A 12,003-nucleotide genomic window follows, 5' to 3' on the forward strand; every position below is an offset into this window, starting at 1 on the left:
GAAGTGTGTTCAAACATCATTCTACCAGTTCAGAGCACCTTTTCTATGCCAAAATCAAAGTTGAGCGGCTAAATTTTCGGTGGATCCAGGTTAAACAAAAGCTGCAAATTATTAGCTCCCATCAGACTCAGTAGACTCCTGCAAATTTATAGGTGGGCGAATCGTAACGCTGTACGTTATTTGCTTGGTTGCCGCCCCATGCGTTGCAATTTCCCTGTGCAGTGCACAAACGGAATTGGCTGACTACGTAATATTGCGAGTACTCTGACCCCGCCAAGATAGGTCCGTAGCCGCCTGCGGGTAGTGTGAGACTGAAGCCGCTTCCAAGCCCCTCCGTATATGACCAATTGATGTTAAACCCAATTAACGCCGAGATCTCCCCGACGGGGATATTGCCTATGCCTCCGCCAATGCTCGCGCTAGTCGTAATAATTTTGTTACATTGATAACTAGCTGGGAACGGTTCAGGTTGGACGTAATTACAGGTCCCCCAGTCGCCAGCGTGCATTCCCTGGTAAACATTTTCAATACTTCGATATTGGTAATAATAATTCTCATTCATAGGTATGGGTTTTTTGGAAATCACACTCTTCCCAGAGACTGTCGAGATATTCGCGCTTTGCGCAGATGCAGTGGTTGCACTAACGCCAATGGCTGCCGCACTAACAGCCAATGCCCCCAATCCAACTGCGATCCTTCCTGTTATTCTTCTAATATCCACCGTGAACATCCCCTCTTGCTTATTAGCTATCACGCTGATAGCGTTCGTCGATACGGCGCGTTAAACGAGTTCGCCTATCGTGGATAAGGCCTTGATTTATTGGTTCTGCTATAAATAATTCCATGGCCATTACTACATTCGAAGCCAACCTCCGTAGTCATAGAACACTGGTAGTAACGCTAACTATTTATTTTGCGCGTCGCATCTGCTTAAAAGATGATTTTGGGTTTTTCGGGTTTAAATTCCTGGCGGATTACCCTCAAAAGATACCTAGGCCGTGGTTTTTCTGGCTTGCAAAGCAAGTTGAAACAAACTGACATATTCTAGGGTTGGCGGATCTAAAAGCCCCTAGAGCAGCTATCTCAGGTTTCCATTCGAATGTAAACCCGTAGGATCCGACAGTGCGACCCGGCAACAGATCAAATCCGATTCACGTCAAACATCACTTAGTTGATTCACACACCTACACTTCTCCTTCGAAACGCTCTACTGGACCACAGTTCGACCAATAGAAGCGCAAATAACAAGGACGGAACCAAAATGCCGGAGGAAAGTGGATTACGGTGTATAAACATCTGACCGACGGTCAAAAGGCTTACCAGGACCATCGAATACTTAAGGAGTCGCCGAAACTCTGGATCCTCGCCGAGTCGCCTCAAGCCTACCGACAATACCGTCGGGAGGGCCACGAAAGTTACGGCCCCCAAAATCAGGAGCTTCACTAGGAGAGAAGTGGAACCTGAAGCTCCGAATCCCAATTGATCCCTATTCAAATATAAGTCGACCGCACCCAGTGCTCCAAATAAGGATCACTGGGAATGCGCGCAGTAGATTGTGTTTCATGCTATGGTAGCTCACCTTCACTAGACTTCACAGAAGTACGGACCGATACCGGTATTGCGCGACCGCTAATTGCGACGGATACAAGACTCTTGATAAGGTTCTAGTTGGCTGGACAGTGTCTTTGGATCGAGCGTGAAAATGTGGATTACCACTCCTTGGAGAGTTCGGGGGCGACACCAAGGCCATCAACCAAGACAACGGGCGTTTGAACAGGTGGCTCCTTTATCCGGATCGCGTGAACACTTGTGGGACGCTTGCGCCACGACAGTGGCGGAGGGGTGCCCCCACAAGTGTTCTTTGGCCCGGACTTCGACCCCAAGCTATCAGAAGGACGCCAGCACCCATCGCTGCACAAGTTGTGAGATCATAAGCCGGCGAACTAACATGTGTCCTCCGATGAGTTAAAAACTGAAGCGACTGACGCCCCAATGTCTTTAGTCGAAACTAGATCCAAGTCATCCAGGTTCTGCCACGCCGGTTGAACCCTGTGGGTCCACTACGGCTATGCTCCAACGTGTCCTCTTGGCTGCTTTGATCACAATCTTGGTTGGCCATGGCTGTTTGGCGGGAAGGGTTTCCATTGACCCTCCACCTCCATTGGGCCAATTACACGTTGGATCGTCAGCTTCTCCGCCAGGTAGCACTCTAACGAGCAGGGACCCCTTCCCCTTGCAGTTCGCAACAATAGCAAGTAGGCCGCCAGGGAGATTCTTAGGATTCTTAGGGCCAAGGTAAACCTGATTAAGGTTGATTATCTTTGGTCCGGTACCAGTTCCAACATAAAACACCACCTTGTCAGCAACAGCAGGGATCAATTTTACGCTTGACACGTCCGATGTATTTCCACAGCTCGCCAGCAAGCCAGCTGCCATAACACAAATCGCAAGATTCGTTAATTTTTTCGAAAGACGATGCTTAAACAAAAGCTGCAAATTATTAGCTCCCATCAGACTCAGTAGACTCCTGCAAATTTATAGGTGGGCGAATCGTAACGCTGTACGTTATTTGCTTGGTTGCCGCCCCATGCGTTGCAATTTCCCTGTGCAGTGCACAAACGGAATTGGCTGACTACGTAATATTGCGAGTACTCTGACCCCGCCAAGATAGGTCCGTAGCCGCCTGCGGGTAGTGTGAGACTGAAGCCGCTTCCAAGCCCCTCCGTATATGACCAATTGATGTTAAACCCAATTAACGCCGAGATCTCCCCGACGGGGATATTGCCTATGCCTCCGCCAATGCTCGCGCTAGTCGTAATAATTTTGTTACATTGATAACTAGCTGGGAACGGTTCAGGTTGGACGTAATTACAGGTCCCCCAGTCGCCAGCGTGCATTCCCTGGTAAACATTTTCAATACTTCGATATTGGTAATAATAATTCTCATTCATAGGTATGGGTTTTTTGGAAATCACACTCTTCCCAGAGACTGTCGAGATATTCGCGCTTTGCGCAGATGCAGTGGTTGCACTAACGCCAATGGCTGCCGCACTAACAGCCAATGCCCCCAATCCAACTGCGATCCTTCCTGTTATTCTTCTAATATCCACCGTGAACATCCCCTCTTGCTTATTAGCTATCACGCTGATAGCGTTCGTCGATACGGCGCGTTAAACGAGTTCGCCTATCGTGGATAAGGCCTTGATTTATTGGTTCTGCTATAAATAATTCCATGGCCATTACTACATTCGAAGCCAACCTCCGTAGTCATAGAACACTGGTAGTAACGCTAACTATTTATTTTGCGCGTCGCATCTGCTTAAAAGATGATTTTGGGTTTTTCGGGTTTAAATTCCTGGCGGATTACCCTCAAAAGATACCTAGGCCGTGGTTTTTCTGGCTTGCAAAGCAAGTTGAAACAAACTGACATATTCTAGGGTTGGCGGATCTAAAAGCCCCTAGAGCAGCTATCTCAGGTTTCCATTCGAATGTAAACCCGTAGGATCCGACAGTGCGACCCGGCAACAGATCAAATCCGATTCACGTCAAACATCACTTAGTTGATTCACATACATAAACTGATTGGATGTCTAGCGGTCTATCTTCCTGTAAATCGCTTTCTCTATAGAAAGCATGCGCTTACAGTAGACCATACAAAAGCGGCCATCTAATCGTAAACATTCGGCCAACCCGTTAGAGAGTGACCTCCCGGGCCAATCTGATATTCTGTTGCGCTTTCAGAAAGACGAGCTTTGCGAGAGTCGTCACCTTCTCGGTGAGCGCGCCAATCTGGCCTTCGAGTTCACTAACCCGTGCTTGAAGCTCGGCGTTCTCAGCCTGAAGACGGGCATTATCGCCAGCGAGGCGTTCTGCCTCCGCCTTCCAGTACGCTGACTCGGTTGTATGCAAACTGTCCATGACTACCAGTTAACACTATCTAGCGCTTCGTGTTCAGCCCCTGTTTTCGTCAGGGGTGGTATGGGTTCACCGAACGTTTACATCTAAACAGCTTGTAATATCGAAATATTGGTTTTCATACAGATAATTTGAGATGGCCTTCTCCACAATCTCGGTTTATGTGACGCATCTCCGCTTTTCTCGGCGCTCATCGACACAACGTTGCTCGAGGTCGCCAATAAGGGCCTCCGGCAATTCAAAGATTTTCTTGGTTCGTGTCAGGTCAGCGAAGGTGCCGTTGCAGGTCCAATATTTGGCATCCTTTTCACTTGAGCTGTTTCATATCCTCCGTCTAGAAAATCCTCCACAGACTCCGTATCGATTCAATTGACGATTTAGTGGATCAGTTATTTGCTACCTGAAAGCTCGCTGTGATTGTTTATCACATCCGAGCTATAGGAGATGGTCTAAGGCGGTTTATCAAAATCGACTGTCTCGAACTGGATTGCACTGGAGCGGAGCGATCAGCAAAAGCTCTGAAATTCGAGACGTTACAACAGACCACTCTCCTAGTCGCCCGAATCTGTTGGCTAGGAGAGTTCATCAAAACCACATTAAATTGATTTAACTTGGCTCAGCCCTGGGTTGCAATGATGATGTCCGCCATTGGCGATATAGTTCTACTTCTTGCTCTTTGTGGTGTCCACCTCGTTTTTCGGAGTGCTTCGAAGAAATAATCTCTGGTGAAGCCAAGCTCGAGCCATCCGTATTTTCGAGTACTCCAAAGCGATAGACCATCAAGACGAAGACCCCAAGGATACGATAGAGCACCTATCGGCTCACTGGCGAAAGCGACGCGGCCTCCCGGGCGAATGACATTGTGCAAACGACGCAGCATATCCAGATGGTCCGAACAGTGATGAAAGGACTCAAAGAAGATAGCGATATCATAGTCATTTCCGGGATCGCACGTCAGCATATCTCCTTGAAGAACTCGAATTGGTGACCCAGCGCGACAGGAAGCTTCTATCAACTTGACAAAGGACGGGTCTATCTCAACTACGGTCACGTCGCAACCGAGCAGAGCGAGCTGTTGCGAAAGGTTCCCCCAGCCTGCACCGAATTCCACTACGCGGTCACCAGGCTTTATTCCGAGTGTCTTGATTATGAAGCCATAGGCAATTAGTTGATCTCCTATCAATCCTGATGACCCTGTTGAGTAGGGGAAGGGGCGCCTGAGCGCAATACCTAGATCAAAGTCCGAATGTTCATTTTCGACACCGTATCTCTCCTTACCAGATACCTGTTCGTAAAGCTTCCACTGAGCATTTTTGTAGGCATTGGAGAATGGATCATCTGGCATTGGCGGCGCAGCAAGTTGGATTCCGTCAAGAAAAAGCCTAGCCTCGTCTTCGGAGCGCTCGAAGAGAGTGGCTGCACGGTCGAAGACCCAGTCGAGGTCCGCAACAGAGTTTATTGTAGTCAACTCGCGCTTAGGTGTAAGGCGGTCATAGAGTTCGTCTGGAAGAAAAAGCAGACCTTTCTCGTAGACGGAGCGTAATCGACGAAGTGAGCTGGTCAAATGCATTCCCCAATCCTAGCAGAGTCAAGAAATGGCCAGCCACAAAACTACAGTGGCTGGATCAACTTTAGACAATGAGAAGCAAGGATGTTTAAGTCCGCTTTAGAGTTAGTCTCCATGCCTTGATCGGTCGGAAGCTCGCCGGAATCTTTTGGAGTTCTGGACGATCTTGTTCTAAAAGTGCTTCCAGGCGGTTTTTTTTCCGAGGTCTTCTTTGTCGTGATCGAGGAATATGGGTAAATCGATTTTTGATTATAACTTCCTACCCAGCTTCTCTATTAGTCTTGATTAGTCTTGAAGGAGGCATTGATCCACCCGTTAGAAGATGCCTTTGAATCCTGGAAAGCAATTCGCAGTCGCTCCAAAGTAGAACCGGGTGCTTGTTTCAAAAAGATTTTCGTCAAATGGGAGATAGCAGCACCCTCGAAACTCTCCTGGTCGTTTGCGGACACTTTTTATTGGCAAGTCACGCTCGATCGCCTGAATTTTCTGTCCAGCCGGGTTTAGGAGGAAGGAGTCGTGAGAGCCGAAGTGCAATCTCTTGAATCTCCTCGCCAGAAAGGATTTCACCTTCGGCAATCCTTCTCGCAAGTGTGTTTGGTTCACAAACAAAGACATCTCCGATGAAAAATGGTTTGGCGGACCAACCCCACTTGGCGTCCGTAAAACAAAGAGCGCTCAAAAATTGATACGCCCCGGGTTTAATGGAGACTCCATTATCGCAGAACCAATCGGTTCTCTTGGGTACGCATTAGCGTAGCAGAGACGGATGTCAATACCCCTAAAAGCACGATATTTGATGGAATTTGAGCTGTCTGGCCAACTAGTTGTTTAGATTAAATCTTTAAAATATGGCTGGTTCTTTACTATTTAGGACATCTCTCACTACCACCAACTTTGTAACAAACAAATCCACAATCACAACAGAAGCATTTGTGGTGATTGTTGACTTAAAATGCTGGGTACATCAAAATACTTACGGGAACTTTGATGGAGCTCTGGATTTAACGATGGAAGGTTAGTTATCGAGATCGACGTGGGCGACTGGTTCGTCACAATGAGGACAAAGACGACCCGTTCCAATACGGGTGCGCTCTATCTCGTTGAGTAGTTGTTCCTTTAGTCTCACCGACATCTATCGAAGCCTGACGTACCCAAGTACGTAGCGTCTCGGGCGTCATTTACAGCTTCTGAGCAACAGATTGAATAGCTGCCCACTGTGGGGGATACTCACCTCGATGGTCCGTGACCATTCGTATTGCTCGATCACGAACTTCGGGTGAATACTTCTTTACTCTTGCCATAATGATGACTCCTTAACTGAAAGACTAGGGGTCTCTAAGATTTCCGGGGCGTATCAGTTTATTGTCTCAGTTCCCAGCCTTTGGCAACTAGGGCCGCCCTTGACTTGACCATCAGCTTCTCTCTGAGATGGGCGACGTGTGAACGGACAGTGTTTTCCGAGATATATAGCTGACTGGCTATATCCGCGTTAGTCAGCCCGTTGACTATTAGTGCCAATACATCAAGTTCTCTCGATGAGCACTTGGAGCTTAGCACCTCGGCATTCGTTTTTGGTGCCTCTTTTGTGGCAAGCCCTGTGATCAGACTTCGCAACATCTTAGGCGAAATAAGAGCATCTCCTCGGTGCGCCGTGATGATCGCGTTAAAGAGATCCTGGGGTGGGTCCGACTTGAGGATAAACCCTTGGGCCCCAGCGTTAAGGGCAGCAAGTACCATTTGGTTGAGAGCAAATGTAGTCAAGATCACAATTTCCGGAGGTCCAACAAAACGGTCCTTGATCTGTTTTGTCGTCTCCACTCCAGAGAGTCCGGGCATTGAGATGTCAATAAGGACTACGTCAGGAGTTGCGGCTTCAATGCATGAGATGGCTTCATAGCCATTTTGTGCACTACCTACAACTTCCATATCATCCCGTGAGGAAATGAGGATCGAAATCGAGTCAATAACCACACGTTCGTCATCAACAATTAGGACACGAATCATTGAGCTGCCGAGTTGATCCAAGGAATAAAGGCAGTGAAGCTTCCTTTATTCGAATCTGAAACTAAAGAGAAGCCAGCATACCCACCTAGAGATTGGGCTCTTTTTTGACAATTGATGAGTCCGGCCCCTTGGTGGTTTCTCTGGTTGTGAGTATCCATAGGACCATCATCAAGAAGTTCCAGATGAATCCCTTTCGAACTTTTTGATAAAGTAAAAACCCCTTTATTTGATACTGAATGGTTTGAAAGGTTAGTGATTGCCTCTTTTGCTAAATGTATGATTGCATTGCAGATAGTATCTTCGGTGATTATGGTCTGGTCTGGGCATGCAAAACTGATTTCCAGTCCTGCAGAATTTGCCGAAATAACGATTTCTTTGACCAAGGGTACAACATCTTCGAAAGGTTTCGCCATAAGTTGGAGTTGGGATGTACTTTGGTCTTTTGATAAATCTAAGACAAGGTCACTTAAAGATCCCATAGCTGAGCGTGCTCGATGTGCTAATGACTCAAGAACATGGTCAACCGACGAAGGGTCTTTAGCGGTGGTGATCCGAGCCACTTCGATACTCAGCGCCAGCAAGGAAAGATCGTGTCCAAGCAGATCATGTATCTCTGCAGCTATATGTAGGTTGGCAGTGGCCAAACGCTCGGCCTTCTCCACCTTAACTATCTCAGCAGAAAGTCGATTATTTCTCAAAGTTACTTTTATCAGGTATCCGATCCCAATTGTGGCTCCAACCACAAGGCAAGAGAGAAGTGCTTCAGCTGCCTTTCTTTGCGGCCCAGTGAAAGCAGTTAGTGCGGATGCAACCAGTATCAACAACGATACCGGCAGCCAAACTCTCTGGGGAGCCCTACAGATAAATAAGGCTAACAATGCAAGTGCTGCAAGAGATAGTGGAGTAGGAATATTGCCAACACGGCTAAAAGTAAGAAAGGCGATCCAACAGGTTAACGTGGATGCTAACGGAAATATCTCGAATAGGGCGATTGCCAAAGCTGCAATCACAACTAGGCATGCGCTCAGCAAATCAGGGCTTTTATAACCTAGACGAGCGTCAAGTGGCTGCCACCAAAACCAAGGTTGTCCAGCGGCAACAAGCAGTAGTCCTCCAAGTGCCTCCAGACGGTTGATTCCTCTAAAAGCTCTAGAAATTTGTGGAACCATAAACTTCAGTTTATCTCATTATGATTTGGCAAGCAGAAGAAGTGGCGCCCGTTCATTTGCCGAGAAGCATTCATCAGGAATAATAAGGTCCGACGAATCTTAAAATCATCTTTTGAGCAGATATCAACTTCATAGTAACTATTTAGTCTTATTACCAAGGTTGACTAATTGAAAAGTGGGATCCGATTTGGCGACTATGAGGATGACAGATATTCAACTACAGCCCAAGCGCAGTCAAATGGCTGAGCCCGCTCTCTTTGGCCGGAACTTCAGTTCATGCATCGTAGCGGAGCATTGATAATAAGGGTTTCAACAGTTGGCACAGATATGAGCTATATGTAATGTATTTGCGTGAGTGGGCACTGTCCCAAGGTATTCATCTTCAAACGGCATTAAAGTGATATCGTGCCGGTACTTTACCTGTTCCTGCGGGTAAAGTTGGACAGCTTGTATTGGTTGGAGACTTAGAATCTCAACCATCTGCGTCTAAGTCTGTCGTTATATTAGCACGGGTGTCTTCAGTGAACCAGAAGCCAGACTTAGACCGCCAGGTTGCTAGAGTCCTCGCAAGGGGTGCGGCAGCCGATACAACGCCGCAGCGGCGACTATTGGGTCGCCGAAGGTCTTCCCTGTAATACAGTGTAAAGCTACGTCGTCAAGAACATTGAGCTGCTCAGGTTTCGCTGCTGGATGAGCCGAAAGAGTGATGAAACAGTGCCGCTAACTCATTCTGCATCGTCAGGTAACTGACCTCGTCGATGGTGAGGAGGCGTGGATCGACAAAGAATCGCATGTTCACCGCCCATCTCACCTAGATTGCTGCGCGATGAAACTGGCGACTCCACTCCTCCCATGGCTAAGCCATACAAACGCTGATTGTAGAAGTTCAAGGTACTGAGATACTAGATAATCCAATACCTAACATTGGACCCAACAAATCCCACGCTTTCAGTCTCACTGAGTCGCACTCTGCTTTATCTCACGGAGCTAGTTCATACCTTGACGTGCCTAGGCGTAAACTGTCTGAAACCCCGTACTGTTCAATGGAATACTATCCATCTGTCGCTGGCAACAATGTTATGCTGCGCGGACAAGTTCGTGATGTAAAGCCAGGTATTTGGATTCCACAAAGGGTGCCTTGTGCGCAAATTAGGCTGAGGATATCTTAAATGGAATTTCATCCGGCGATTCAATGAGTCAGATAGCCAGATCCTTAGGTAGATCTCCTTCTACTGTTACAAGAGAGATAAAGGCTAATGGTGGGCGTGATTCGTCTCGAATCTGGCCAGCCCATCTCAAAGCCCATTTCGAAACATAGGGCAATACCAAGCAGTCTAAGGCGTCAAAACTCACCTACAAGGCCCGAGGTTTTAAAGTGACATTGTTTCCAGGTAACATCATGACTTGAGGAACTGTGGTCCCAGCGAGAGATCGCTAACCGGCTTCGAGTGGACTTTGTAGATAATGAGGTAATGCAAGTGAGCCACGAGACGATTTATAAGACCCTCTACATGCAGGGTCGTGGTGAACTTAGAAAATAAACTTGCTTCGTGGCAGATATCAGGAAAAACTAGGGTGTACCACAAGGGGACAACCCAAAAAGAGCGGTCCGATTGCTGATATGGTGATGATCTCTAGCCGTCCCGCAGAAGCAGACGATCGTGTTCTTCCTGGCCACTTCGAAAGGTGATCTAATCATTGGCAAGGCCGAAAAGGGTGCTGTTGGAACTCTAGTGGATCACTGCAGGTGCTTGTCTTGTTATTGCCTGTTCAAAATGACATCAGTGCAGTTGTGCTCGAGAGAGCTATGACCAAGGCGATCCAAACTCTTCCTTCTGGGTTGATTAAATCCATAGCTTGGGACCAAGGGTCGGAACTAGCCAGGCATAAAAACTTCTCTTTAGCTACCGGGATACCCGTATTCTTGCTTGATCCACATTCGCCTCGGCTAAGAGGGTCAATCAAGAACACCAACGGACTGTTACGTCAGTACTTGCCAAAGGGAACTGACTTGAAAAAGTACTCAGGCGATGACTTGAGAATGATACAAAGAAGTCTCAGTGCAAGGCCTAGAAAGACTCATGGCTATAGGATGCCGGAGGAGAGGCTAAGCGAACTCGTTGCCCGCTCTAGTTGAATTCGCCGACACCTATTAATGTCATGTAAAACATTTCCTTGGCTTAGTAGTGATGAATGGTTTCTAGAGCCCATGCATCCAGTGCCGAAGCGAATCCTAGGTGATCCATCCGTCATGTGAGAATCGTAACCAGAATATAAATGGGAGGATTTTCATGAAGGATGAAAATACGCACCAGATCGGACATCCTTGTGGCGAGGGGTCAGCTGGTTCGGTTACTGATAAACCTCTCGGTGGTGGCCAATGATAATAACCACAACTAGCAGGACTCCGTCATCGATTGTATAAAGGATCCGGTAGTCTCCAGCTTTGAGCCGATAACGTTCACGACCCCGAAGCTGCCGTGAGGCAGGGGGACGCGGATCTCGAGCGAGAAGCTCGATCACTCCCTGAATTCTAGGTTGAACAGAGTGGTCAATCTTTCGAAGTTCGCGAAGTGCCGCAGGCCTAAATTCAATTAGATACTTGCTCACAACCAGCCGAGATCTCGCTTTACTTGCTCCCAGGGGATATTGTTTTCCTCTTCAGCCAAAGCGATGTCAAACGCGGTAACATCATGAGACTCTTCGAGCGCTTCGAGCATTTCGTCGTATTGACTAGGGCTGATCACCACTGCCGCGCGCCGTCCGTAGAGTTCAAGTTCTACCGGCTCAGTTTGGGCAATCTCGACCACTTCCGAGAGTCTCTCGCGTGCTTTGCTTACAGATATTTTGACCATAAGAATATTGTACAAATTATCTATGATGGGCCGATGTCGGCTATCCAGACACTTAGGGCGAGTGGCAAATTCAGCATTGGTGATTATGACTCGGTCGCTTTTAGCTTTCAATTTCATCGAGACGGTTATCTACGATCAAGTCGGTTAATTTAGCATCCCTTATTTTGACTTTTAATTTAGCACTAGAAATGTCAACTAATCGTTGCACCTACCAGTTGAACCCAAGGTTATCGTTAGTTTCAGGGTTTTACAACCACAGAGGTGCGCTCCGGATGTGATGGCCATGGGGATGATTTATGGTAAAACCATTAAATCAAGGGCTTATTCGCAGTAGGGAAGTCGTTTGAGGTGCCGTATTGACGAACGTTCTCAGTATGGTAATAAATAACCAAGTGGAGATGTCCGCAGTGGATATCAAATGAATAGAAGGAAGGATCGGAGTCGGGTTGGGTTCGAATGGTTGCACCTAGTTTCAAGGGTATTTCCAGTGATC

Annotated in this window: 13 protein-coding genes and 1 pseudogene; 3 read left to right on the forward strand and 11 right to left on the reverse strand. The window is 47.4% G+C overall.

From position 1 onward, the window contains the following. Window positions 1–127: 127 nt before the first annotated feature. From ACIDITHRIX25_RS70975 to ACIDITHRIX25_RS71015, 9 genes and pseudogenes are all read right to left on the reverse strand, one after another. Window positions 128–721: a hypothetical protein gene (locus tag ACIDITHRIX25_RS70975; protein WP_201732376.1), complete on the reverse strand. Its 594-nt coding sequence runs from the start codon at window positions 719–721 to the stop codon at window positions 128–130. Between the two features lie 455 nt (window positions 722–1,176). Further along, window positions 1,177–1,494 (reverse strand): hypothetical protein, encoded by a 318-nt coding sequence (locus tag ACIDITHRIX25_RS70980; protein WP_213333390.1) that lies wholly within the window; start codon window positions 1,492–1,494, stop codon window positions 1,177–1,179. Between the two features lie 525 nt (window positions 1,495–2,019). Further along, window positions 2,020–2,511 carry a hypothetical protein gene (locus tag ACIDITHRIX25_RS70985; protein WP_213333392.1) on the reverse strand — a complete coding sequence of 164 codons (492 nt, stop codon included), beginning with the start codon at window positions 2,509–2,511 and terminating at the stop codon, window positions 2,020–2,022. A 5-nt stretch (window positions 2,512–2,516) separates the two neighbouring features. Further along, window positions 2,517–3,110: a hypothetical protein gene (locus ACIDITHRIX25_RS70990; protein ID WP_201732376.1), complete on the reverse strand. Its 594-nt coding sequence runs from the start codon at window positions 3,108–3,110 to the stop codon at window positions 2,517–2,519. Between the two features lie 583 nt (window positions 3,111–3,693). Continuing rightward, window positions 3,694–3,918 (reverse strand): hypothetical protein, encoded by a 225-nt coding sequence (locus ACIDITHRIX25_RS70995; RefSeq protein WP_201732379.1) that lies wholly within the window; start codon window positions 3,916–3,918, stop codon window positions 3,694–3,696. 613 nt (window positions 3,919–4,531) lie between these two features. After that, on the reverse strand, window positions 4,532–5,485 hold the full coding sequence (locus tag ACIDITHRIX25_RS71000) for a class I SAM-dependent methyltransferase (protein WP_201732380.1): 954 nt from the start codon (window positions 5,483–5,485) through the stop codon (window positions 4,532–4,534). Between the two features lie 1,100 nt (window positions 5,486–6,585). Next, window positions 6,586–6,783: pseudogene (locus ACIDITHRIX25_RS71005) on the reverse strand (transposase); the annotation flags it as partial. A gap of 58 nt (window positions 6,784–6,841) precedes the next feature. Further along, on the reverse strand, window positions 6,842–7,486 hold the full coding sequence (locus ACIDITHRIX25_RS71010) for a response regulator (RefSeq protein WP_052607128.1): 645 nt from the start codon (window positions 7,484–7,486) through the stop codon (window positions 6,842–6,844). Continuing rightward, window positions 7,483–8,148, reverse strand: coding sequence for a sensor histidine kinase (locus ACIDITHRIX25_RS71015; protein ID WP_201732381.1), 666 nt, complete (start codon window positions 8,146–8,148; stop codon window positions 7,483–7,485). Before ACIDITHRIX25_RS71015 ends, ACIDITHRIX25_RS71010 begins: the two co-directional genes overlap by 4 nt. A 67-nt stretch (window positions 8,149–8,215) precedes the next feature. Here ACIDITHRIX25_RS71015 and ACIDITHRIX25_RS71020 point away from each other — a divergent pair, with 67 nt between their 5' ends. From ACIDITHRIX25_RS71020 to ACIDITHRIX25_RS000000104120, 3 genes are all read left to right on the forward strand, one after another. After that, complete coding sequence (locus ACIDITHRIX25_RS71020) at window positions 8,216–8,533, forward strand: hypothetical protein (protein WP_201732382.1); 318 nt, start codon at window positions 8,216–8,218, stop codon at window positions 8,531–8,533. 1,284 nt (window positions 8,534–9,817) lie between these two features. Then, window positions 9,818–9,973 (forward strand): helix-turn-helix domain-containing protein, encoded by a 156-nt coding sequence (locus ACIDITHRIX25_RS71025; protein ID WP_349632143.1) that lies wholly within the window; start codon window positions 9,818–9,820, stop codon window positions 9,971–9,973. Window positions 9,974–10,402: 429 nt separating this feature from the next. Next, entirely contained in the window at window positions 10,403–10,792 is a 390-nt protein-coding gene (locus tag ACIDITHRIX25_RS000000104120; protein WP_502756197.1) for an IS30 family transposase, read from the forward strand. 215 nt (window positions 10,793–11,007) lie between these two features. Here ACIDITHRIX25_RS000000104120 and ACIDITHRIX25_RS71030 read toward each other — a convergent pair whose 3' ends face one another. Further along, the gene (locus tag ACIDITHRIX25_RS71030; RefSeq protein ID WP_201732385.1) at window positions 11,008–11,265 is read right to left on the reverse strand and encodes a type II toxin-antitoxin system RelE family toxin; all 258 of its coding nucleotides are present in this window, start codon (window positions 11,263–11,265) and stop codon (window positions 11,008–11,010) included. Beyond that, on the reverse strand, window positions 11,262–11,510 hold the full coding sequence (locus ACIDITHRIX25_RS71035; RefSeq protein ID WP_052607135.1) for a type II toxin-antitoxin system prevent-host-death family antitoxin: 249 nt from the start codon (window positions 11,508–11,510) through the stop codon (window positions 11,262–11,264). Before ACIDITHRIX25_RS71035 ends, ACIDITHRIX25_RS71030 begins: the two co-directional genes overlap by 4 nt. Window positions 11,511–12,003: the final 493 nt, after the last annotated feature.

This window comes from Acidithrix sp. C25 (assembly GCF_904848545.2).

Bases quoted from the DNA above. Each gene is read 5' to 3' on its own strand.
- ACIDITHRIX25_RS70985 (WP_213333392.1), bottom strand. From the start codon at position 2,511: ATGGGAGCTAATAATTTGCAGCTTTTGTTTAAGCATCGTCTTTCGAAA.
- ACIDITHRIX25_RS70995 (WP_201732379.1), bottom strand. From the start codon at position 3,918: ATGGACAGTTTGCATACAACCGAGTCAGCGTACTGGAAGGCGGAGGCA.
- ACIDITHRIX25_RS71000 (WP_201732380.1), bottom strand. From the start codon at position 5,485: ATGCATTTGACCAGCTCACTTCGTCGATTACGCTCCGTCTACGAGAAA.
- ACIDITHRIX25_RS71010 (WP_052607128.1), bottom strand. From the start codon at position 7,486: ATGATTCGTGTCCTAATTGTTGATGACGAACGTGTGGTTATTGACTCG.
- ACIDITHRIX25_RS71035 (WP_052607135.1), bottom strand. From the start codon at position 11,510: ATGGTCAAAATATCTGTAAGCAAAGCACGCGAGAGACTCTCGGAAGTG.